This window comes from Aeromonas popoffii (genome assembly GCF_000820025.1).
GTDB classification, from domain to species: Bacteria; Pseudomonadota; Gammaproteobacteria; order Enterobacterales; family Aeromonadaceae; genus Aeromonas; species Aeromonas popoffii.
Genome location: NZ_CDBI01000047.1, coordinates 153,603 through 174,511 on the forward strand (window position 1 = coordinate 153,603; position 20,909 = coordinate 174,511).

Annotated in this window: 22 protein-coding genes; 15 read left to right on the forward strand and 7 right to left on the reverse strand. The window is 60.6% G+C overall.

The features are described from left to right. Nucleotides 1-23 precede the first annotated feature (23 nt). Together BN1129_RS09275 and BN1129_RS09280 are read left to right on the forward strand one after the other, a co-directional pair. A complete protein-coding gene (locus BN1129_RS09275; RefSeq protein WP_042035970.1) occupies nt 24-1,424 on the forward strand; it encodes an L-cystine transporter in 1,401 nt (466 codons plus the stop codon). Between the two features lie 88 nt (nt 1,425-1,512). Continuing rightward, on the forward strand, nt 1,513-2,841 hold the full coding sequence (locus BN1129_RS09280) for a CoA-disulfide reductase (RefSeq protein WP_042035972.1): 1,329 nt from the start codon (nt 1,513-1,515) through the stop codon (nt 2,839-2,841). 126 nt (nt 2,842-2,967) lie between these two features. Here BN1129_RS09280 and BN1129_RS09285 read toward each other — a convergent pair whose 3' ends face one another. Then, a complete protein-coding gene (locus tag BN1129_RS09285) occupies nt 2,968-3,723 on the reverse strand; it encodes an outer membrane protein assembly factor BamD (RefSeq protein ID WP_042036042.1) in 756 nt (251 codons plus the stop codon). Nucleotides 3,724-3,840: 117 nt separating this feature from the next. On the opposite strand from BN1129_RS09285, the gene rluD reads away from it, so the two are divergent. The 4 genes from rluD to BN1129_RS09305 all read left to right on the forward strand — a co-directional run bounded on the left by rluD (nt 3,841) and on the right by BN1129_RS09305 (nt 9,330). Then, nucleotides 3,841-4,821: a 23S rRNA pseudouridine(1911/1915/1917) synthase RluD gene (gene rluD / locus BN1129_RS09290; RefSeq protein WP_042035974.1), complete on the forward strand. Its 981-nt coding sequence runs from the start codon at nt 3,841-3,843 to the stop codon at nt 4,819-4,821. A gap of 105 nt (nt 4,822-4,926) precedes the next feature. After that, complete coding sequence (pgeF, locus tag BN1129_RS09295) at nt 4,927-5,664, forward strand: peptidoglycan editing factor PgeF (protein ID WP_042035975.1); 738 nt, start codon at nt 4,927-4,929, stop codon at nt 5,662-5,664. Nucleotides 5,665-5,871: 207 nt separating this feature from the next. Continuing rightward, the gene (clpB, locus tag BN1129_RS09300; RefSeq protein ID WP_042035977.1) at nt 5,872-8,445 is read left to right on the forward strand and encodes an ATP-dependent chaperone ClpB; all 2,574 of its coding nucleotides are present in this window, start codon (nt 5,872-5,874) and stop codon (nt 8,443-8,445) included. Between the two features lie 60 nt (nt 8,446-8,505). Next, entirely contained in the window at nt 8,506-9,330 is an 825-nt protein-coding gene (locus tag BN1129_RS09305; RefSeq protein ID WP_042035979.1) for an MBL fold metallo-hydrolase, read from the forward strand. Between the two features lie 311 nt (nt 9,331-9,641). Here BN1129_RS09305 and asnA read toward each other — a convergent pair whose 3' ends face one another. Then, nucleotides 9,642-10,634, reverse strand: a complete 993-nt coding sequence (asnA, locus tag BN1129_RS09310; RefSeq protein ID WP_042035980.1) for an aspartate--ammonia ligase — start codon at nt 10,632-10,634, stop codon at nt 9,642-9,644. A gap of 153 nt (nt 10,635-10,787) precedes the next feature. On the opposite strand from asnA, the gene asnC reads away from it, so the two are divergent. Next, nucleotides 10,788-11,249, forward strand: coding sequence for a transcriptional regulator AsnC (asnC, locus tag BN1129_RS09315; RefSeq protein WP_042035982.1), 462 nt, complete (start codon nt 10,788-10,790; stop codon nt 11,247-11,249). A 105-nt stretch (nt 11,250-11,354) separates the two neighbouring features. Here the strand turns inward: asnC and BN1129_RS09320 are convergent, their stop codons facing one another. Further along, the gene (locus BN1129_RS09320; RefSeq protein ID WP_042035983.1) at nt 11,355-12,119 is read right to left on the reverse strand and encodes a substrate-binding periplasmic protein; all 765 of its coding nucleotides are present in this window, start codon (nt 12,117-12,119) and stop codon (nt 11,355-11,357) included. Between the two features lie 85 nt (nt 12,120-12,204). On the opposite strand from BN1129_RS09320, the gene BN1129_RS09325 reads away from it, so the two are divergent. Then, the gene (locus tag BN1129_RS09325) at nt 12,205-12,741 is read left to right on the forward strand and encodes a DUF2301 domain-containing membrane protein (RefSeq protein ID WP_042035984.1); all 537 of its coding nucleotides are present in this window, start codon (nt 12,205-12,207) and stop codon (nt 12,739-12,741) included. Here the strand turns inward: BN1129_RS09325 and BN1129_RS09330 are convergent. After that, nucleotides 12,738-13,142, reverse strand: coding sequence for a CBS domain-containing protein (locus BN1129_RS09330; protein ID WP_042035986.1), 405 nt, complete (start codon nt 13,140-13,142; stop codon nt 12,738-12,740). The genes BN1129_RS09325 and BN1129_RS09330 overlap by 4 nt on opposite strands. A 134-nt stretch (nt 13,143-13,276) precedes the next feature. Here BN1129_RS09330 and BN1129_RS09335 point away from each other — a divergent pair, with 134 nt between their 5' ends. Then, nucleotides 13,277-13,981, forward strand: coding sequence for an SDR family oxidoreductase (locus tag BN1129_RS09335; RefSeq protein WP_042035987.1), 705 nt, complete (start codon nt 13,277-13,279; stop codon nt 13,979-13,981). A 38-nt stretch (nt 13,982-14,019) separates the two neighbouring features. On the opposite strand, the gene BN1129_RS09340 is transcribed toward BN1129_RS09335, so the two are convergent. Beyond that, nucleotides 14,020-14,532: a 2-amino-4-hydroxy-6-hydroxymethyldihydropteridine diphosphokinase gene (locus BN1129_RS09340; RefSeq protein ID WP_042035989.1), complete on the reverse strand. Its 513-nt coding sequence runs from the start codon at nt 14,530-14,532 to the stop codon at nt 14,020-14,022. Nucleotides 14,533-14,658: 126 nt separating this feature from the next. Between BN1129_RS09340 and cydH the strand changes: the two genes are divergently transcribed. From cydH to BN1129_RS09355, 4 genes are all read left to right on the forward strand, one after another. After that, on the forward strand, nt 14,659-14,751 hold the full coding sequence (gene cydH / locus BN1129_RS23270) for a cytochrome bd-I oxidase subunit CydH (protein WP_157013321.1): 93 nt from the start codon (nt 14,659-14,661) through the stop codon (nt 14,749-14,751). A gap of 105 nt (nt 14,752-14,856) precedes the next feature. Beyond that, nucleotides 14,857-16,257 carry a sensor histidine kinase gene (locus tag BN1129_RS09345; protein WP_042035990.1) on the forward strand — a complete coding sequence of 467 codons (1,401 nt, stop codon included), beginning with the start codon at nt 14,857-14,859 and terminating at the stop codon, nt 16,255-16,257. A gap of 8 nt (nt 16,258-16,265) precedes the next feature. After that, nucleotides 16,266-16,781, forward strand: a complete 516-nt coding sequence (locus BN1129_RS09350) for a hypothetical protein (RefSeq protein ID WP_042035991.1) — start codon at nt 16,266-16,268, stop codon at nt 16,779-16,781. Beyond that, complete coding sequence (locus tag BN1129_RS09355; protein ID WP_042035994.1) at nt 16,778-18,058, forward strand: sigma 54-interacting transcriptional regulator; 1,281 nt, start codon at nt 16,778-16,780, stop codon at nt 18,056-18,058. The genes BN1129_RS09350 and BN1129_RS09355 overlap by 4 nt, the downstream gene beginning before the upstream one ends. A gap of 55 nt (nt 18,059-18,113) precedes the next feature. Here BN1129_RS09355 and BN1129_RS09360 read toward each other — a convergent pair whose 3' ends face one another. Beyond that, entirely contained in the window at nt 18,114-18,596 is a 483-nt protein-coding gene (locus tag BN1129_RS09360; protein ID WP_042035995.1) for a DUF1097 domain-containing protein, read from the reverse strand. 373 nt (nt 18,597-18,969) lie between these two features. On the opposite strand from BN1129_RS09360, the gene msrP reads away from it, so the two are divergent. Together msrP and msrQ are read left to right on the forward strand one after the other, a co-directional pair. Then, on the forward strand, nt 18,970-19,974 hold the full coding sequence (gene msrP / locus BN1129_RS09365; RefSeq protein WP_042035996.1) for a protein-methionine-sulfoxide reductase catalytic subunit MsrP: 1,005 nt from the start codon (nt 18,970-18,972) through the stop codon (nt 19,972-19,974). Further along, nucleotides 19,965-20,591, forward strand: coding sequence for a protein-methionine-sulfoxide reductase heme-binding subunit MsrQ (msrQ, locus tag BN1129_RS09370; RefSeq protein ID WP_042035997.1), 627 nt, complete (start codon nt 19,965-19,967; stop codon nt 20,589-20,591). The genes msrP and msrQ overlap by 10 nt, the downstream gene beginning before the upstream one ends. A 44-nt stretch (nt 20,592-20,635) precedes the next feature. Here msrQ and BN1129_RS09375 read toward each other — a convergent pair whose 3' ends face one another. After that, complete coding sequence (locus BN1129_RS09375) at nt 20,636-20,884, reverse strand: PepSY domain-containing protein (protein WP_042035998.1); 249 nt, start codon at nt 20,882-20,884, stop codon at nt 20,636-20,638. Nucleotides 20,885-20,909: the final 25 nt, after the last annotated feature.

Genomic DNA, 20,909 nt, shown 5'->3' on the forward strand with positions numbered 1-20,909 from the left:
CGACTATTTTGGGGAATATCGTCATGACTCTTAGCGTTATAGGTAATCTGGCCATCCTGGTCATGTTGCTGCTGTTTCTCTATCGGTTGCAGCAAACCCACGTCAGCTTCACCCGTCGGGTCTTCTCGGGGCTGGGGCTGGGCATCTTGTTCGGCGCAGCCTTGCAGCTGCTGTATGGTGCCGGCTCCAGTGTGCTGGTGCAGACCGGTGACTACCTGGATATCGTCGGCAGCGGCTATGTGAAGCTGCTGCAGATGATCATCATTCCGCTCATCATGGTCTCCATCATAGGCGCCATCCTCAAGCTCAACGGCGGCACCGCCCTTGGCAAGATCAGCGCCATGACCATAGGGGTACTGATCTTTACCACCATGATCGCCGCCGGGGCGGGCATACTGATGTCCAACCTGTTTGGCCTGACCGCCGAAGGGCTCACCGCTGGTGCCGCCGAGACCGCCCGTGGCGCCGCGCTGCAGACGACCCTCGGCAGCGTCGAGAGCATGTCTTTTGCCAAGCTGATGCTGGAGTTCATCCCGGCCAACCCCTTCCTCGACATGACGGGCGCGCGCAAGACCTCCACCATCGCCGTGGTGATCTTCTCCATCTTCATCGGCCTGTCAGCCACCGGTATCGCCCGCAAGAAACCCGAGATCTTCGAGAGCTTTGGTCGCTTCATGCAGGTGGCACATGCCATCGTGATGCGCATGGTGACCCTGGTGCTGCGCCTCACTCCCTATGGTGTACTGGCGCTGATGGCCAAGGTGGTCTCCGGCTCCAACTATGCCGACATCCTCAACCTGCTCAGCTTCGTCATGGCCTCTTACGGCGCCATCGCCATCATGTTTGCGGTGCACCTGCTGCTGGTGGGTCTGGTGGGGATCAACCCGGTCCGTTACCTGAAGAAGATCATGCCGGTGCTGGCCTTTGCCTTCACTTCCCGTACCAGTGCGGGCTCGATCCCGATGAACGTGCAGACCCAGACCAAGGCGCTCGGCATTCCGGAGGGGATCGCCAACTTCGCCGCTTCCTTCGGTTCCACCATTGGCCAGAACGGCTGCGCGGGCATCTATCCGGCCATGCTGGCGGTGATGATAGCCCCGACCGTGGGGGTCAACCCCATGGATCCCGGCTTCATCATGACGCTGATCGCCATCATCACGGTCAGCTCGTTCGGGGTGGCCGGGATCGGTGGCGGCGCCACCTTCGCCGCGCTGATCGTGCTCTCTGCCCTAGACTTCCCGGTGGCACTGGCTGGCCTGCTCATCTCCATCGAGCCGCTGATCGACATGGGCCGCACCGCGCTGAACGTCTCTGGCTCCATCACGGCCGGTACGGTTACCAGCCGGCTGATGGGCGAGACCGATATGCAGGTGTTCAACAGCGAGCACGAGGTGTGTCTGGACGGCGAAGAGTCCACCATCTGATCCGCACGCCAGGGGGAGGGGTCAGCCTCTGCCCATCTATAGACAGAAGGGAGGGCATGCCCTCCCTTCGCCATTGAAAGGAAAAACGATGAGAATCCTGATCATAGGTGGCGAAGCCGCCGGTATGAGTGCGGCGGCCAAGGCGCGCCGACTGGCCAAAGAGGCTGACATAGTGGTGTACGAGGCTTCCGAGGTGATCTCCTTCGGTGCCTGCGGCCTGCCTTACTTCGTCGGTGACGAGTTTCAGGAGCCCGGCTACATGGCCGAGTTCACCCCCGAGCAGTTCGCTGCCAAGGGGATTGAGGTCAAGATTGGTCACCGGGTGCTCAGCATCGACCCGGCTGCCCAGACCCTGGTGGTGGAGCACAACGGCGATACCTTCACCGATCGCTACGATCGACTGATGATTGCCACCGGTGCCCGTGAAGTGATGCCCCCCATCCCCGGTTTGCAGCAGCAAGGGGTATTCGGTCTGCGCCGGATGGCCGACGGACTGGCGTTGAAGGAGGCGGTACAGGACAAGCGCAACACCCGCGCCCTGGTGATTGGCTCCGGCTTTATCGGGCTGGAAGTGGTCGAGGCGCTGGTCCATCAGGGCAAAGAAGTGCGCCTGATCGAGCTGGCGGATCGGGTCATCCCGGATGCCTTCGACAGCGAAATCACCCATCACATCGAAACCGAACTGCGCGAGCAGGGCGTCTCTCTCCATCTGGGTGAGCGCGTTGAGGTGTTGCTGGGGGATGGCAGGGTGACCGGCGTGCGAACCAGCCAGGGCGAGTACGAGGCCGATATCGTGGTGGTCTGCACCGGGGTCAAGCCCAACACCGAGTTTCTGGCTGACACTGGCATCAAACGGCTGGCCAATGGCGCCATCGAGGTGGACAGGCAGGGCCGTACCTCGCTGGCCAACGTCTGGTCTGCCGGCGACTGCGCCAGCGTCTGGCACAGCGTCAAGCAGCAGCAGGTCTATGTGCCGCTCGCCACCATCGCCAACAAGCTGGGTCGGATGGTGGGCGAGAACCTGGCCGGGGGCGAGCAGACGTTCCCGGGCACCCTCGGCTCTGCGGCGCTCAAGGTACTGGGGCTGGAGGTGGGGCGCACCGGTCTCTGTGAGCAAGAGGCCCAGGCGATGGGCATCGATTATCGCACCGTGGTGATCAAGGACAAGTGCCACACCAACTACTGCCCGGGTCAGTCAGATATCCACGTCAAGCTGGTGTTTGATCCGGCCAGCAAGCGGCTGCTGGGCGGCCAGATCCTGGGTCGCAAGGGGGCGGTCCACCGCATCGACGCGCTGGCGGTCGCCATCACCATGGGAGTGACTACCGAGCAGCTTGGCATGCTGGACTTTGCCTATGCCCCCCCCTTCTCTCGCACCTGGGACGTGCTCAACGTGGCGGGCAATGTGGCGAGATAACAGGATAAGGAGGATGGCGCATAGCACTGCGCCATCCTCCTCGTCACGGCCTGGACCACATGGCAGGCATAAAAAAACCGATGCCTGGGCATCGGTTTTTTGTTGCGACCGGTTTAGCCATTTCGCTCAGCCACGGCCGAGGCGGTTGTCCGGGTAGTTCTTGGCCAGCACTTCGCGGGCATTCTGAGTCAGGGCCGGCATCTTCAGGGTCTCGTAAGACCGGACCATGATCTCCAGCGCCTTCTCGGTTTCGGCCGTGTCGGGATAGGTCTCGACAATCAGCTTGGCCCGGTTGGCGGCGGCGATCAGCGCGTTGCGCTTCACGTAGAACTCGGCCACGCTCAGGTCGTAGCGGGCAAGGCGGTTCTTCAGGCCGATCATGCGAGCACGGGCATCGGCGGCATAGACACTGTTGGGATAGTTCTGCAACAGCGTCTTGAAGTCCTGGAAGGCCTGACGGGCATAAGAGGGGTCTTTATCGTCCCGATCGATGCTCAGGAGGTCCTGGAAGAAGTTGTAATCGCTGGCCATGTTGGTCAGGCCGCGCATGTAGAACACATAATCGATATTTTTATGCGCCGGATTGAGGCGGATAAAACGGTCGATATTGGCGATCGCCTGGGCGGTATCGTCCTGTTTGTAGTAGGCGTAAATGAGGTCAAGCTGAACCTGGTTGGAGTAGGCGCCGAAAGGATAACGCGAGTCCAATGCTTCCAATAATTCGATAGCATTCACGTAGTTACCGGCATCCAGCTTGAGGCGTGCTTTCTGGTACAGGGTCTCCGGCGGTTCGTCGGGGACCTTGGGTTTGGTGCTGGAACAGCCCGTGATCAAGGTAGCAACCAAGGCGAGCGACATCAGCAGGTGAGACTTCTTTCCCATCAACAACATCCGGTCCATTTCCACGAAATTGGCAAAGTATCCGTTATGCTTGGCTAAAAGAAAAGCTAGAATACCCGGATTATTTCGAATTGATACCCCCCGCTCAAGAGACCATACATGAGCCAGCATATTGAACTGACAGGCGAATTTCAGGATCACCAATTCGGGCAGAGACTCGACCAGGCCCTTGCTGAATTATTTCCAGACTACTCCCGAACACGCATCAAGGAGTGGATTTTACAGGACAGAGTGACCCTGGATGGTCAGGTTGCGAACACCCCGCGCGAGAAGGTAATGGCCGGGCAACAGGTACATGTAGATGTCGAGCTGGAAGATGACACCCGCTGGGATGCTCAGGACATAGCACTCAACATCGTCTACGAAGATGAACACATTCTGGTGATCGACAAACCGGCCGGTCTGGTGGTTCACCCGGGTGCAGGCACGCCGGATGGCACCATACTCAACGCCCTGCTGCATCGCTATCCCGGCATTGCCGAGGTACCCCGCGCCGGTATAGTGCACCGTCTGGATAAAGACACCACCGGCCTGATGGTGGTTGCCAAAACGGTGCCCGCCCAGACTCATCTGGTGGAGGCGCTGCAGGCGCGCCAGATCACCCGTGAGTATGAAGCCATCGCCATTGGTCACATGACCGCTGGCGGCACAGTTGATGCCCCCATCGGCCGTCACCCGACCCAGCGTACCCACATGGCTGTGGTGCCCAATGGCCGTCCTTCCGTGACCCACTACCGGGTACACGAGAAATTCCGTGGCCACACCCGTCTGCGTCTGCGTCTGGAAACCGGTCGTACCCACCAGATCCGTGTGCACATGGCGCACATCAAGCATCCGCTGGTGGGGGATCCCGCCTACGGTGGCCGTCTGCGCCTGCTGCGCAATGCAACCCCGGAGCTGACCCAGATGCTGCGCAGCTTCAATCGTCAGGCGTTGCATGCGACCATGCTGCAACTGGCGCACCCCATCACGGGTGAAGTGATGCAGTGGCACTCCGCCACACCGCAAGACATGGTGGATCTGATGGAAGTGCTGCGCGCGGATACCCTCGCCAATCCGGACGATCTGGTCTGGAACTGATGCGATAGGGCCTGCGTCGGTTTCTGCCGTCATCCGGCCCGAATCGATGCCAAACGGGGTTCCCTTTCAGGAGCCCCGTTTTTATATGAATGAAAGGAGCCACAGATGAAATGGATCGAACCCGACTGGCCAGCCCCGGCTTGCGTCAGAGCCCTGTCGACCACCCGGGATGGCGGCGAGAGTGAAGGGGTGTTCGCCGGTCTCAATCTGGGCGCCCATGTGGGGGACGCGCCAGCGCGGGTCGAGGCCAATCGTGCCCGCTTGCAGCAGGCCGCCCGGATCCCCGGCCCCCTTAACTGGCTCAATCAGGTGCACGGTACCGTCGTTCATCCGGTCAGCAACCAGTATGATGCCGTGCCGGATGCCGATGCGGCTTGCGCCCATGAGGCAGGGCAGGCCTGCATAGTGATGACCGCCGACTGCCTGCCGGTGCTCTTTTGCGATCGGGCAGGTACTGTGGTGGCAGCCGCCCATGCCGGTTGGCGCGGGCTGCAAGGTGGGGTATTGGAAGCCAGCATCCGGGCCATGGGTTGCGATCCTCGCGATCTTCTCGCCTGGCTTGGCCCGGCCATAGGCCCCGCGGCGTTCGAGGTGGGGGGCGAGGTGCGCGATGCTTTTATGGCGGAGCAGGCCGAAGCGGAAGCGGCATTCGAACCTTCGCCCAACGAGGGGAAATGGCTGGCGGATATCTACCGGTTGGCCCGGTTGCGGCTGGACCGGGCCGGTGTGAGCGCGATTTATGGCGGCGAGTTCTGCACCTTCGGCGATAGCGAACGGTTCTACTCTTATCGTCGCGATGGCCAGACTGGCCGGATGGCCTCCATCATCTGGTTGGCCCGCTAAGAACCGGATACGTATCCGGTCAGCAATTGCCCCACCCCTGTCACTGCCAAGCCAGTCCGAGAGGGGCGGGTATTCTGTCTGTTCCCCACTTTGCAGAAAAAATAACCAACCCTTCCCCTTGAAATAGCCCGTACGGGCCTCATCTTTCATCTCAGAAAGTTATGTTGTTTGCCGCACGAGCGGCGTCTGTCTGAAAGGGGGAGCGCGATGCGCCTCGATCGCCTGACCAGCAAATTCCAGGTTGCTATTTCCGATGCCCAGTCCCTTGCACTGGGTCGTGATCACCAATTTATCGAACCCGTCCATCTGATGACCGCGCTGGTCAATCAGGACGGTGGCTCCATTCGTCCACTGCTCACCCTGACCGGGATGGACATCAATGCCCTGCGCTCTCGCCTCGGTGAAGAGTTGGATCGGCTGCCCAAGGTGAGCGGTGTGGAGGGCGACGTGCAGCTCTCCAATGGTTTGGGTCGCCTGCTCAACGTCTGTGACAAGCTGGCTCAGCAGCGCAAGGATCAGTTCATCTCATCCGAGCTGTTCGTGCTGGCGGCCCTCGACGAGAGGGGCAACCTAGGCGAGCTGCTGCGTGCCCAGGGCCTGAGTAAAGAGAAACTTGAAACCGCCATCGACAAGGTGCGCGGTGGCAGAAAGATCGAAGATGCCAACGCCGAGGAGAATCGCCAGGCGCTGGAAAAATACACCATAGACCTCACGGAACGGGCCGAGCTCGGCAAGCTGGATCCGGTGATCGGTCGCGATGAAGAGATCCGACGTACCATCCAGGTGCTGCAACGCCGTACCAAGAACAACCCTGTGCTGATCGGTGCCCCCGGCGTCGGCAAAACCGCCATCGTCGAAGGGCTGGCCCAGCGCATCATCAACGGCGAAGTGCCGGAAGGGCTCAAGAACAAGCGGGTGCTATCGCTCGACATGGGCGCCCTGGTAGCCGGAGCCAAGTACCGTGGCGAGTTTGAAGAACGGCTGAAAGCCGTGCTGAGCGATCTGGCCAAGGAGGAGGGCAACGTCATCCTCTTCATCGACGAGCTGCACACCATGGTCGGCGCCGGTAAGGGCGAGGGGGCCATGGACGCGGGCAATATGCTGAAACCTGCGCTGGCCCGTGGCGATCTGCACTGCGTCGGGGCCACCACCCTGGACGAGTACCGCCAGTACATAGAGAAGGATGCTGCCCTCGAGCGTCGCTTCCAGAAGGTGCTGGTGGAAGAGCCGAGCGTGGAAGACACCATCGCCATCCTGCGCGGCCTGAAGGAGCGTTACGAGCTGCACCACCATGTGCAGATCACCGACCCCGCTATTGTGGCGGCGGCCCAGCTGTCGCACCGTTATATCGCCGACCGTCAGTTGCCGGACAAGGCCATCGATCTCATCGACGAGGCGGCCGCCAGCATCCGGCTGCAGATAGACTCCAAGCCCGAGTCACTCGATCGGCTGGAGCGGCGCATCATACAGCTCAAGCTGGAGCAGCAGGCGCTGATGAAGGAGGATGACGACGCCAGCCGCAAGCGGCTCGATCTCATCAATCAGGAGATCGGCGAAAAGGATAGGGAATACAACGAGCTGGATGAGGTGTGGAAGGCCGAGAAGGCTGCCCTCGCCGGTACCCAGTACATCAAGGCGGCACTGGAGCAGGCCCGTCAGGATCTCGACGTGGCACGCCGCGCCGGCGATCTCGGTCGCATGTCAGAGCTGCAATATGGTCGTATTCCCGAGCTGGAGAAACAGCTGGATCTCGCCACCCAGGCCGAGATGCAGGAGACCAGCCTGCTGCGCAACCGGGTCACAGACGTGGAGATAGCCGACGTGCTGGCCCGTGCAACCGGCATTCCGGTGGCACGCATGCTGGAAGGGGAGCGCGACAAGCTGCTGAGGATGGAAGAGCAGTTGCACAGCCGGGTGATTGGTCAGGAGGAAGCGGTTGAAGCAGTTTCCAACGCCATTCGCCGCTCCCGTGCCGGACTCTCGGACCCGAACCGCCCCATCGGCTCTTTCCTGTTCCTGGGGCCCACCGGGGTGGGCAAGACGGAACTGTGTAAGGCGCTGGCCGAGTTCCTGTTCGATACCCAGGACGCCATGGTGCGGATCGACATGTCCGAGTTCATGGAGAAGCACAGCGTGGCCCGTCTGGTGGGTGCACCTCCCGGCTACGTGGGCTATGAGGAGGGGGGTTATCTGACCGAGGCGGTACGCCGTCGCCCCTACTCGGTGATCCTGCTCGACGAAGTGGAGAAGGCGCACCCGGATGTGTTCAATATCCTGTTGCAGGTGCTCGATGATGGCCGCCTGACCGATGGCCAGGGTCGTACCGTCGATTTTCGCAACTCTGTGGTGATCATGACCTCCAACCTCGGCTCGGATCTGATCCAGGAGCACCACTCCGAGAAGGATTACGACGAGATGAAGGCCATGTTGATGGAGGTGCTGACCCGCAGTTTCCGACCGGAGTTTATCAACCGGATCGACGAGACAGTGGTGTTCCATCCCCTCGACGAGGCTCACATCAAGTCCATCGCCCGCATCCAGCTCAAGAGCCTGATGGGCCGCCTGGAGGCCCAGGGTTACGAGGTGGAGGTGAGCGAGGCGCTGCTCGAGAAGCTGGTGCATGCCGGGTTCGACCCCGTCTACGGGGCGCGGCCCCTCAAGCGGGCAATCCAGCACAAGGTGGAGAACCCGCTGGCCCAGGCGCTGCTCTCCGGTCGCATCGTCCCCGGCAAGAAGTTGCTGCTGGGGGCCGACAGCAATGGCCTGACCATGACCCAGTAAGCGGATGGTCGATGAAAAACGCAGGCTTAGTGCCTGCGTTTTGTTTTAAGGGTAAATGCGATGCTCAAGTTTTCCGTGCTGGTGGATGATGATGTTCATCTGCCCGGCTGCTTGCCTGAAAAGGGGCTGTCGTTACTGTTGGAGTGCGATGGCCTCAAGGTGCTGTTTGACAGCGGCCGTGGTCAGGCGTTGCAGCACAATGCTGCCGTGATGGGGATCGATCTCGCTTCGCTCACTCATGTGGTGCTCTCTCACGGTCATTACGATCATGTGGGCGGTATCAGCTTGCTGCCGGTCTATTCCGACCCGATCCCCTTGATAGCCTGTCCGGATGTGTTCTGCGAACGGGGCTATTTTCTGCCGTTGCCCTTCTTGCGTCGCAACCTTTATCGCCTCTCGGGGGATTTGGTGCGGGAGTCGCTGGTGGCGAGGGGCTTGCTTGCCCACTGCTCGGCCGAGCAGATGTGGCTTTCGGAACGTCTGGTGTTCCTCGGGAGCGTAGCGCGGCGCGACAAGGCCGCTCCTTCCCTGCTTGGCTACATACTGCGTGGTGGGCGAATAGAGAAGGACGCCATATCGGATGATTCGGCGCTGGCCTACAAGAGCCCTCGTGGGCTCATCATCTTCATTGGCTGCGGTCACGCCGGGGTCGAAAATATTGTCCAACGGGCCAAGGAGGTGTGTGGTGATGAGCGAGTGTATGCCGTCATCGGTGGCTTGCATTTGAAATTTTCCAGCCCGCAGCGAGCTGCGGCACTGGGCATGTATCTGCAACAGGAGGAGGTGGAGAGCCTCTTCGCCTGCCATTGCACCGGCAAACGGAAAGTGGGGCTGCCACGGCAGACCAACATAGGTGCGGGGTTCGCATATGTATTTCCGCCATAAAAAAACGGCAATCCGAAGATTGCCGGGAGGAATGTAGTAACGCGACCTTGCGTGGGTTGAGCGGGTCGCAGGGGCAAGCCCCGGTTTCGCAGAGGGTCAGGGTGACCCTCTCCTTACAGCATGCCCGTGATGCGCTCTATCATCCCGGGCGGCCACACACCTGTCAGGTCTGACCTGCGTGCCACAGCACACAGGTCAGACCCATTGAATTATCTTGCTTACAGCATGCCCGGCACGGCGGCCTTCATCTCGGGGGACCAGACGCCGACCTGTGTCTGTTTGTCGATATGCTCCTTTACGAGAAAACCGGCTTACAACATGCCCGGCACGGCGGCCTTAATTTCAGAGGGCCAGACGCCGACCTGTACCTGACCGATATGCTCTTTTTGCAGCAGCAACATGGCCAGACGGGATTGGCCTATGCCGCCGCCTATGGTCTGCGGCATGCGCGCAGCCAGCAGATCCTGGTGCCAGTCGTATTGCAGGCGATCTTCATCGCCGGTGATGGCGAGCTGGCGGCGCAGGGCCTCGGAGTCCACCCGGATCCCCATGGAGGAGATCTCGAAACTGTCTTCCAGCACCGGGTTCCACACCAGAATGTCACCGTTCAGGCCGGCCAGACCCAGCTCGCTGTGGCTGCTCCAGTCGTCATAGTCAGGGGCGCGTACATCGTGGCGCTCGCCGTGGGAGAGGGCCCCGCCGATACCGATGAGGAAGACGGCGCCCAGCTCCTTGGCGATGGCGCGCTCGCGCCCCTTGGCGTCGAGATCCGGGTAACGGGTCAGCAGCGCTTCGCTGTGCAGGAACTGGATCTCGCTTGGCAGGAAAGGGGTCAGCTCATGCTCGGCACAGACGGCCCGCTCGGTGGCCTTGATGGCAGCCCAGATGCCGCGCACCGTCTCCTGCAGATAGGCCAGATCGCGGCGCTCGCTCGGCATCACCTTCTCCCAGTCCCACTGATCCACGTAGACGGAGTGGATGGGGGTCAACTTGTCTTCGTCCGGACGCAACGCCTTCATGTGGGTGTAGATACCCTCACCCGGGCCAAAGCCGAAGCGACCCAGGGTCTGGCGCTTCCACTTGGCCAGTGAGTGCACCACCTCGTAGCTGTGTTCGGGGAGTGTCTTCACCTTGACCTGCACCGCATTCTCGTGGCCAGAGAGGTTGTCTTGAGTGCCATCACCGACCCGGCTCAGAATGGGGGCTTGCACCTCCATCAGACCCAGTTGCTGGGCGAGTTGGCGGGAGAACATCTCTTTGACGAAGCTGATCTGTTGTTGGCTGCGAATGTAGTGCTGTTTCATGCTGAATACCTGTCTCAAATTCGTTGGATGTGACGATTCTTCAACAGATTGCCAAGTAAATTCAATATTCGTTAATAGAAATAGGCTTTGCGTGTTTTTTTCTTCAAAATAAAGCCGTCATTAATGAGATATCGTCAAAGGGAGTGCAAAAAAGTGTCGGAAAATTATCGGATCGATAATCTCGATCAGGCCATCCTCACCGCCCTGATGGACAATGCGCGGATCCCTTACGCCGAGTTGGCCAAACAGCTGGCGGTCAGCCCGGGCACCATTCATGTGCGGGTGGAGAAGATGAAGCAGGCGGGGATCATCGAGGGTACACGGGTGCAGGTGAACGCGAAGAAGCTGGGCTATGACGTCTGCTGCTTCATCGGCATCAACCTCAAAAGCGCCAAGGATTATCCTTCGGCGCTGGCCAAGCTGCAGGCGCTGGATGAGGTGGTGGAAGCCTACTACACCACAGGCCACTACAGCATCTTCATGAAGGTGATGACCCGCTCCATCGACGAGTTGCAGACGGTGCTGATCCACAAGATCCAGACCATAGACGAGATCCAGTCCACTGAAACCCTGATCTCGTTACAGAATCCGATCCTGCGCGATGTGAAGCCCTGAAGCCTATTGCGCCGCAATATCCATGTCACATGCGAAGCGCGCATTTCGCTGCAGCATCCGATAGTGAGAGACGTGAAACCTTGATGAAAGAGTCTGACCGTCGGATCAGGGCGCGATATAGGGGATGCCGTACTTGTCGTAGATGGCCTTGAGCCGGCCATCCCGCTTCATGTGCAACAGCTCGGCATCGTAGGCCGCCATCAGGGCCGGGGTGCCGGCATCGGCGCGAGCCCTGGTCCAGACGGTGTAGTAGGGGCTGGTCTTGAGGGGCTTGGGCAGGTAGTCGAGCTTGCCCTCCAGCCCCACCTCTTTGATCTGGGCGAAGGCGGTGACCAGCGGCATGGGCACGGCATCGATACGTCCGGCGTTCAGCTTGCGCAGTTGCAGCTGGTTGATAGGGATCCCCTGGAAGTGATATGCCGGATCGGCCAGGGCCGCCGTCAGTTCAGGGGTGTAGGAGAAGTCTTTGGTGACGCCGATGCGCCAGGGTTTGAGATCGCTCAGGGTGTCGTAGTGGATCTTCCGCATATCGGCCTTGCGCACGAAGAAGTGCCAGCTATGGCGCAGATGGGACTGCTTTGGGTAGAGTAGATAGCTCTCTCGCTCCGGCTTGTAGGAGTGGGTCATCACCAGGTCATACACGCCGGTTTCGGCATTACGGGTGAGGCGGGCGCCCGAGTCGGCCAGCTCGATCCTGATGGGGACCTTGAGCTTGCCGAAGATGGCGGTGACCATGTCCACATCCAGTCCACAGGGGCGGGCCTGGTCGTCCAGAAATTTCAGTGGCGGTTCCAGCGTGCCACCTATGACCAGTTCTTTGGCCTGGAGCCAGAGGGGAAGCAGCAGGCAGAGCAGAATGAACCTTCGCAAACAACATCTCCTGCCCTGAATAGGGAACCGTCCACGGGCATAATTCAAGTATAATGGCCCGGATATTCAACAGAGACGACCCCGGATGGCAAATCCTGAAATCGAAAGTCAACTGGACGGTATCGACAGGTTGTCGGTCTGCCTCTATCGCCTTGGCCTGAGTCTGGCAGCTTTATTACTGGTATGTCGAGGGGCCAGCCTGCTGATTGGGCAGGATTTTTTACCGCCAGCGATCTGGCTGGTGGCCATGGTGGTGGCGAGCGGGGTGTGCGGACTCTGTCTGCATATCTATGACAAGCGTATTCGCTTCATTTTGCAGGTGATGGCCTGGGGCGGCCTGATACTGAGCGCCAGCGGGGCGCCGGACATGCTGGTGCTGGGGGCGGCGCTGGCCACGCTTTCCGGCCTGGCCTTCAAGGAGCAGTTCTGTTTCGCCATTCCTGGCATCAAGGCGGTTCCCCTGTTGCTGCCATTGTTATGGGGGCTGGAATGGGCCCGGCTCGACTGGGCCGCCGCGCCGGTTTCCCTGGCGTGCGGCCTGCTGCTCTGTCTGCTGAGTCTGGCCAAGTGGCGCATGCCTCTGCACTTTGATATTGGTGACAAGGGGCGCTACCAGAGCTAGGTCTGCTGGCAGCCTTTCATCTGCTGATTGAGGGCCTGCATCACCTGATGGCGGCTGATGATACCGAGCACCTTGCCCCCTTGCAGTACCGGATAGATCTTGGGCTTGGCCTCGCTCATCTGGCGCGCCAGGTCCAGTATGCTGTCGTCCGGGGCGACCGAGAGCGGCGTGTGGCTCATGAGGTCTTCCACCCGGGTGCGGGTGTCGCAGTGGTAGCTGCCGGTGAGCAGGCTGGGAATGCAGTCCTGCTCGGAGAGAAAACCGATCAGCCGTTTTTGCTCGTCCAGCACCGGCAGGCCGCTCAGCCCGGAGTGGTGCAGCTTGTCCAGCGCCTCGGCCAGGCCGAGTCGCGGGGTGAGGGAGTGGGTCAGGCGGCTCATGTGATCGCGGATCTGCAGCATATGGGTGGCTCCAAAAGGGGTAAAGTGGTGTCACTATGGCCGCAGGACGGCGGGCGGGGCCAATGGCTTGTGCCGTGGAGATTGATAGGCACGGCCTTGCCACGGGTCGGCAAGCAATGACAAAAGGAGAGGTTATGCGTGCATTGGTGACAGGGTGTGGCCGCCGGCTCGGTTTTTATCTGTGCGAACAGCTGGTGGCGGCCGGCTGGCAGGTGACGGGCAGTTATCGCAGCGAGCGGCCCGAGCTGGCCAGACTGGCGGCGCTCGGGGTCGAACTGGTGCAGGCCGATTTCGCTCGTGAAGAGGAGGTTGGCAGGCTGATCGAGGCGCTGGCTGCCCATCAGGATCTGGCGCTGGTGATCCACAACGCCTCGGCTTTCGAGCCCCAGGCGGCGGATCCGGCGGCGCAACTGGCCCAGTTCGAGCAGTTTTATCGTGTGCACATGGCGGCACCCTTCCAGCTCAACCGGGCGCTGGCGCCCCGGTTGGCCAGCCATGGCAATGCCAGCATCATCCACATCACGGATATCTACATTCACGCCCCGGCCCCCCAGTTTGCCAGCTATGTGGCCACCAAGGCGGGGGCCCACTCCCTTGCCATGAGCTTTGCCCGCGAACTGGCGCCTGCCATCCGGGTCAACACCATAGAGCCTGGCCCCATACTGTTTCTCGACGAACATGGTGACGCGTGGCGCCAGCAGGTGCTGGCGAAAACGCCGCTGGCGCGGGAAGGAGGGCTCGAGCCCATCTGGCAGGCGGTGCAGCTGCTGATGGGGAACGACTACATGACGGGCGCCAGTATCCGGGTCGATGGCGGTCGCAGCCTGGCCGTCATCTGAGCTCTGATCCAGGGTTGCAATGGCGCCAGCCCTGGTCTTCAGCTCCTGGCGACAGAGACCTCTGTTGCCTGATACAGGGCGAGGGGGGTGAGGCCGACCCGCTGCTCCTCGATCACCTTGCCCTCCATCAGCCGGGTATGCAGTGGTAGCATCACCTTGTGGTCGTGCACCTCCCCCTGCCCATACAGTTCGGCCAGCAGCTCGTTGAGATAGGCATCGACCCGGGTGGCGGCGAAGTCATCAGTCGGGCTGCTGGCCAGAATGTCTATGTCCAGCGGCCGGTCGAGCACCTTGCAGTTCGGATCGCTGCGATCCCGACCGTGCGCCAGCTCCATGGCGATGAAGAAGGTTTTCAGCTGCTGGGGCGCCAGCGTGCTTTCGGTGACGAACAGGCAGTTGAGGAAGTCGTGACGGGAGTGCATTCCCACCGGCTTGGTCTGGATCACCGAGCTCAGATGCAGGCGACCGAAACGCTCGAGCAGTTCGCCGAGCGCCTGGCTGACATGCTGATGGGGATCGAGATTCGATCCAATGCTGCACAGATAGAACATCTTTATCGGTCCTTGCGTAGGGCTCATCTGAAATATATACACAGCTCACGATAATCGGATTTACTATGCATTAACATCAACTTGTCTGTTGTGATCAAGCTCTGTGTTGGCAAAAAGGAGGTTTGCATGAGTGTGGAACTGAAGTGGGCACTGTTGACCACGTCTGGCTCGTTGGCGATGATCCTGATTATCTGTGTGGTATCCGTCGGTCTGGCGTGAACCCTATCCCTCATTTTGCAGTATGAACCGGCCCCCTGGCCGGTTTTGCTTTTTGGGGGAGTGCGGATATGCTGGCCCACCCATGATGAATCGAGATAGTCCAAGATGACCAAGGTACGCCCACGCTCCCTGTTGCAAGTGGTATTGATGGGCTTCGTCCTGGTATTGATGCCGCTGGGCGGCATGATCTGGCACGACAGCCAGGCTCTCGAACACCTCAGCCAGTTGACCAGCGACGAGCTGGAACGGGCGGTGCGCGATACCCGACGGGCGACACTGTTCACCACTCAAGCCATTGATCTGGAGCGTACTCTTCGTCGTTATGCCGTACTGGGAGATGATCGCATCCTGGCCAGTTATCAGCAGCAGCTGGCGAGCTATCGCAGCCTGCTCGCCGCCCATCAAAGTTCGATCCCGGATGCCGAGGTCTACACGGGGCTCGAACAGGCGCTGACCTGGCTCGACAGCATGCAGGATCTGACCCGCGCCAAGGCTGAGTCGACCAGTCCGAAGTTTGATGAATTTAATCAATTTAATCAGCAACTTGAAATAATTACCCGCAACCAGGTTGATGAGCATGTGAGCCGGGTGCGAGCCACTATCGCCGACCTGATGACGGAGATCTGGTGGGTCAGCGGCTTCGTGGCCGTGCTCAGCCTGTTGCTGGTATTGCTGTTTACCTATCTGATCATCCACCCGGTACGTCAGATTGAGTCGCGGATCTTGAGCCTGGGTGCCGGTGTGGAACCGGACAAGCGCCCGGTGGACGGGCCGGCTGAACTGGTATTGCTGGGGGAGCGGATCGGCTGGCTGCACGACAAATTGAAGGAGTTGGAGCAGCAGAAATACCAGTTCCTGCGCCACGTTTCCCACGAGTTGAAGACCCCGCTGGCGGTGCTGCGGGAGGGGGCGGATCTACTCTCAGAGCAGCTTGTGGGGCCCTTGACCCCGGATCAGCAGGAGATCTGCCAGATGCTGGAAGAGAACAGCCGCCGGCTGCAGACCCTGATCGAACGCCTGCTCGACTTCAACCGCCTCAGCCAGCAAGAGGTGTTCAACCTGACCCCGGTGGCGTTGGCGCCCCTGCTGTCTGAATTATCTGTCGAGTACCGGCTGGCGCTGGAATCCAAACAAATCAGTGTACACTTGCCGACCGATCCAATCATGCTGCAGGCCGAGTCGTATCGCTTGCGGTTGATCCTCGACAATCTGTTTTCCAACGCGGTCAGTTATGGCGCCAAGGGTGGCCAGATCTGGATCCGCGCCGGGCAGGATGTCGATGGCGGCTGGCTGGAGGTGGCTAACGAGGGGCCCTCCATTCCGGTGGCCGAGCGGGAACGGATCTTCGAGCCGTTCGAACAGGGCAGCATAGTGCGACAAGGTTTGTTGAACGGCTCCGGTATGGGGCTCTCTATCGCTCGCGAGTCGGCGATGAGTCTTGGCGGCGAGTTGGTATTGGTTGAAGATGAACAGGCGGATGTCTGTTTCCGGTTGACGTTGAAGTGAAGCCTAAGATGAAACAATGTGTTGTTCCGGTATTGATGATGGGGCTGCTCACAGGCTGCTCCCTGTTGCCAGCGCGTGAACCGGTGGTGTCGTCGGATCTCGCCCTCGCCAAGCGGATGGAGTTTGCCAACAAGGAGATGCAGGTGCGCCTGCAGTACTCGGACTGGCTGCTGGCCAGCCATGCCCAGCAGCGGGTGCAGGAGCGTCAGCGCCTCAAGGGGGCGACCGATATCGAAAGCCGGGTCAGTCTGGCCATGGTCAACACCCATCCGTCCGAGTCGGTGGCAAATCGCCGGGCCGGACTGGACAAACTCAAGAGCCTGCTGCCCGAGCTGGGGCTGGATGCCCAGGCCTTCCTGCGCAGCTGGATTGCCCTCGGTGAGGAGCTGCTGGTCCGTGATAGCCGACGCGACGATCAGAGTCAGGAGGTGCAGCGTCTGCATCGCCAGATCGAACAGCTCTCCGCCATCGATGAACAGCTCAATCAGCGCAAGCTGAACGGCAATGGCGAGGCGCTAAAATGAGCCGCATCCTGCTGGTCGACGACGATGTCAGCCTGCTCAAACTGATGAGCATGCGCCTGCGCAGCCAAGGCTACGTGGTGGATACCGCCGACAGCGCCGAAGGGGCGCTGGACAGACTGCGCCAGCAGCGGGCCGATCTGGTGCTGAGCGATCTGCGCATGACGGGCATGGACGGACTGGCGCTGTTCGAGCGCATCCAGTCCCAGTGGCTGGGGCTGCCGGTCATTATAATGACAGCCCACGGTACGATACCCGATGCCATTCAGGCCACCCGTTCCGGGGTGTTCAGCTTTCTCACCAAGCCCATTGACAAGGATGAGCTGTTTGCCACCATAGAGCATGCGCTGAGCCTGACTCGCCCAAAGCAGCGGCAGGATTGGCAATCGCTGATCCTGACCCGCAACCCACAGATGGAGCAGCTGCTGATCCAGGCCAACAGCATAGCCGGCATGGACGTGCCCGTGCTGATCATGGGGCCGTCCGGTTCCGGTAAAGGGGTGATGACCCAGGCACTGCATCAGGCCAGCAGTCGCTGTGACAAGCCGTTGCACGCCATCAACTGCGCCGCCTTGCCGTGGAATGCATTGGATCTGCAGCTGTTTGGCGAGGACGGTCAGTCCGGCCTGTTCGAGCAGGCCAAGGGGGCGACCCTGTTTCTCGACGAGATAGGAGGTCTGTCGGAGTCATTGCAGGCCAAGCTGCTGCAGGTGCTGCAGGAGTACGGTCAGGGTATCCCCGAGGTGCGGGTCATCAGCTCCAGTCATCAGGATCTGGTGACGGCGATGGAGGAGGGGCGCTTTCGGGAGGATCTCTTCTACCGCCTCAACGTGGCGAACATCACATTGCCGCCCCTCAGTGCCCGCAGTGAAGATATTCCACTGCTGGCCAGACAGGCGCTGGACGAATATCGCAGCCGTCACGACGACTGCGCGGCCCTCGGTTTCTCGCCTGAGGCGCTGGCCCTGCTGGCCGCGGCGGGTTGGCCCGGCAACGTGCGTCAGCTCTACAGCGTGGTGGAACAGCTGGCCAGCCTCTGCTGCAGCCCTGTGATCGGCGCCGCCATGGTGGAGTCTGCCCTGAGCGGCGGCAGCGGCGGCATCCCCTCGTTCAACGAGGCGCGTGCCGAGTTCGAGAAGGAGTATCTGATCCGCCTGCTGCGTACCACTGAGGGCAATGTGACACTGGCGGCCAACATGGCGGGAAGAAACCGTACCGATTTTTACAAGTTATTGAATCGGCACGGTATAGAAGCAGCAAATTTCAAGTCGAAGGGATAAGCCGGGCAGGAGAGGCCTGTGTGTCAGCGGCGGATTATCCGCTGGTGAGCGTCATTCAGGCGGGATCGACCACGGCGGTAGCGGCTTGGGCTTTCTGGGTTTTATGGGAGAGCCAGAGGCCGCTCGCCTTCATCAGGTAACCGAACAGCGCGCCAATCACCAAGGAAGGCAGTATCAGTCGCCACTCTCCCGCCGCCCCGAAGGTGGCGCAGCAACCGGCGAAGGTGCCGGGAATATAGCCGAGCCACTGCTGCTTGGCTTGCACGCACATCAGGGTCGCGACCACCCCCGTCATCATGTAACCCGCCACACCGGCCCCCCACCAGGTATCCCCGTGGATCAGCAGCAGGGCCCACAGCATACCGCTCACATTGCACATCATGGTTTGCAGCAGCGCCTTGTAGCCGCCGCTGGAGGCGAAGTAGCTGGTACAGCCGAGGAAGCCGACCCAGGAGATGAGCCCGAGGGCGACGGCGATCCAGCCCCAGATGGCGGAGAGGATCCCGGTCGTGATAGCGATGGCGATCAATGGGCTCATGGTGTGACTCTTCAAGAAGTGACGTCTGGAAAAAGGGGGAGCCTACCCCTCGCAGGGGGGGCGGCAAGCAGGGGCGAAATTGTGTGTGATCTTCATCACTTATTTCAACTCAGGAATACGCTTGCGCTCGCGAAAAAAATTCATTGGTGGCGTCTTTGACCCTGCACCATAGTTAGAGGCCCTGTCCTGCTCATGGAGTGAGTCTGATGGTGCCAAATGTGATCGTTCCTCTGCTGGTGTTCGTACTCCTGTTCCTTGTCGGAACCATGGCCAAGGCCCTGCCCCTGTACCAACTCATGTAAATGTGTGTGAAATAAAACTCGGCCGGGGCGGGTCTTATGGTTATCACCCTCATAGCCCCGGGAGTTTTTCCATGTTGATCAAGCGTCGCTCTTCCCATCATCCCACCGAGCAGGATGTCACCCCGGAAGCCGTCTATCAGGATCGCCGCCTCATCCTGAAAGGACTCGGGCTGGGGGCCGCAACCCTGGCGTTTCCCACTCAGGCGGGCGTGCTCGATCTCTTCTCCGCCGACAAACCGACCCTTGGCGCCACGACCAGGCCACTCAACATCCATGCCGCCACCCGGCCCGAGGGCGTGATCATCACCCCGGAGGAGAAAGCCACCACCCACAACAACTTCTATGAGCTGGGCACCGACAAGGGGGATCCGGCCCGTAATGCCCATTACCTCAAACCCGAACCCTGGCAGTTGCGGGTGGAGGGGGAGGTGGCCAAGCCGTTTACTCTGGACGTGTGGGATCTCATCAACAAGAGCACCCTTGAGGAGCGCATCTACCGGCTGCGCTGCGTGGAGGCTTGGTCCATGGTGCTGCCCTGGAGCGGCATCTCGCTGGCGGAGCTCATTCGCCGTGCCGAGCCCAACAGTCGCGCCAAGTTCGTGGCCTTCGAGACCCTCTATGACCCCGAGCAGCTGCCGGGACAGGCGTCCCGTTCTCTCGGTGGCGGCATCGATTATCCCTACGTGGAGGGGCTGCGCATCGACGAGGCGATGAACCCGCTCTCCTTCCTGGCGATGGGGCTCTACGGCAAGACATTACCCGCCCAGAACGGCGCCCCCATCCGGCTGGTGGTGCCCTGGAAGTACGGCTTCAAGAGCATCAAGAGCATAGTTTCCATCCGGTTGGTGGAAGAGAGACCACCGACCACCTGGAATCTGCTGGCATCGAACGAATATGGCTTCTACGCCAACGTCAATCCACAAGTGGATCACCCGCGCTGGAGCCAGGCCAGTGAGCGCTTCATCGGCGAGGGCGGCATCTTCGGCGCCAAGCGTCAGCCGACCCTGATGTTCAACGGCTATGCCGACGAGGTAGCCTCGCTCTATCAGGGGATGGATCTGAGAAAATGGTACTGAGATTGACGTCGATGCACATCAAGAGCCTGCGTGCCCTGGTACATCTGGGCTGCCTCGGCTTTCTGCTCTGGCTGGGATACGCCCTGCCAGCCGGATTATTGGGGGGAGACCCGGTGCAGGGGCTGACCCACTATCTCGGCAAGGGGGCGCTGAATCTGCTGCTGCTCACCCTGCTGGTGTCGCCGCTGGCCAAACGCTGGCGGCAGGGGCAGCTCATCAAGCTGCGCCGCCCCCTCGGACTCTGGTGTGCGGTTTGGGCCGTGTTGCACTTTATGGTCTGGCTGGGGCTGGATCTGCAGTTCGACTGGGGCTTGATGGGGGGTGAGCTGGTGAAGCGCAGCTACATACTGGTGGGGGCGCTGGCGCTCTTGCTGCTGGTGGCCTTGAGCATCACTTCGATCCCGGCCCTGCTGCGAGCCATGGGGCCGGCCTGGCAGAAGCTGCACAACTGGATCTATGCCGTGGTCCTGCTGGTGCCTGTGCACTACTGGTGGTCGGTGAAGAGTGGCTGGCAGGAGCCGCTCATCTATTTGCTGCTGGCCTGTGTCCTGCTGTGGCCACGGCGGGACAAGTTGCTGCGCTCCTGGCGACAGCGGCAGAAACTGAAAGAGGCGTGACTCGTTGCGCGCTCACAACGCGCAGCGCACATAGCAAAAGAGGCCTAGTCGGCCTCTTTTTTGGTGATGTCGCCCGTGTAGACATCGACCAGCAGCTGCACTCGCCGCTCTTGGGCATCCAGGGTTTCTACCTCGAATTTATCCCCTTCCAGCTCAACTTCCCGAATGTCGTGGTACCCTTGGGCCAACAGCAACTTGACCAGCGCCGGTATGTCTATACGCGCTTGGGCCGCCCAGCCAAGGGTGGAAAAGAGGCAAAGGATCAGCAGAACACTGCGTGGGATCATATTCATTCCGGATTCATGGCTGGCAGACTAT

Bases quoted from the DNA above. Each gene is read 5' to 3' on its own strand.
- BN1129_RS09275 (WP_042035970.1), top strand. From the start codon at position 24: ATGACTCTTAGCGTTATAGGTAATCTGGCCATCCTGGTCATGTTGCTG.
- BN1129_RS09280 (WP_042035972.1), top strand. From the start codon at position 1,513: ATGAGAATCCTGATCATAGGTGGCGAAGCCGCCGGTATGAGTGCGGCG.
- BN1129_RS09285 (WP_042036042.1), bottom strand. From the start codon at position 3,723: ATGGGAAAGAAGTCTCACCTGCTGATGTCGCTCGCCTTGGTTGCTACC.
- rluD (WP_042035974.1), top strand. From the start codon at position 3,841: ATGAGCCAGCATATTGAACTGACAGGCGAATTTCAGGATCACCAATTC.
- pgeF (WP_042035975.1), top strand. From the start codon at position 4,927: ATGAAATGGATCGAACCCGACTGGCCAGCCCCGGCTTGCGTCAGAGCC.
- clpB (WP_042035977.1), top strand. From the start codon at position 5,872: ATGCGCCTCGATCGCCTGACCAGCAAATTCCAGGTTGCTATTTCCGAT.
- BN1129_RS09305 (WP_042035979.1), top strand. From the start codon at position 8,506: ATGCTCAAGTTTTCCGTGCTGGTGGATGATGATGTTCATCTGCCCGGC.
- asnA (WP_042035980.1), bottom strand. From the start codon at position 10,634: ATGAAACAGCACTACATTCGCAGCCAACAACAGATCAGCTTCGTCAAA.
- BN1129_RS09325 (WP_042035984.1), top strand. From the start codon at position 12,205: ATGGCAAATCCTGAAATCGAAAGTCAACTGGACGGTATCGACAGGTTG.
- BN1129_RS09330 (WP_042035986.1), bottom strand. From the start codon at position 13,142: ATGCTGCAGATCCGCGATCACATGAGCCGCCTGACCCACTCCCTCACC.
- BN1129_RS09335 (WP_042035987.1), top strand. From the start codon at position 13,277: ATGCGTGCATTGGTGACAGGGTGTGGCCGCCGGCTCGGTTTTTATCTG.
- BN1129_RS09340 (WP_042035989.1), bottom strand. From the start codon at position 14,532: ATGTTCTATCTGTGCAGCATTGGATCGAATCTCGATCCCCATCAGCAT.
- cydH (WP_157013321.1), top strand. From the start codon at position 14,659: ATGAGTGTGGAACTGAAGTGGGCACTGTTGACCACGTCTGGCTCGTTG.
- BN1129_RS09345 (WP_042035990.1), top strand. From the start codon at position 14,857: ATGACCAAGGTACGCCCACGCTCCCTGTTGCAAGTGGTATTGATGGGC.
- BN1129_RS09350 (WP_042035991.1), top strand. From the start codon at position 16,266: ATGAAACAATGTGTTGTTCCGGTATTGATGATGGGGCTGCTCACAGGC.
- BN1129_RS09355 (WP_042035994.1), top strand. From the start codon at position 16,778: ATGAGCCGCATCCTGCTGGTCGACGACGATGTCAGCCTGCTCAAACTG.
- BN1129_RS09360 (WP_042035995.1), bottom strand. From the start codon at position 18,596: ATGAGCCCATTGATCGCCATCGCTATCACGACCGGGATCCTCTCCGCC.
- msrP (WP_042035996.1), top strand. From the start codon at position 18,970: ATGTTGATCAAGCGTCGCTCTTCCCATCATCCCACCGAGCAGGATGTC.
- msrQ (WP_042035997.1), top strand. From the start codon at position 19,965: ATGGTACTGAGATTGACGTCGATGCACATCAAGAGCCTGCGTGCCCTG.
- BN1129_RS09375 (WP_042035998.1), bottom strand. From the start codon at position 20,884: ATGAATATGATCCCACGCAGTGTTCTGCTGATCCTTTGCCTCTTTTCC.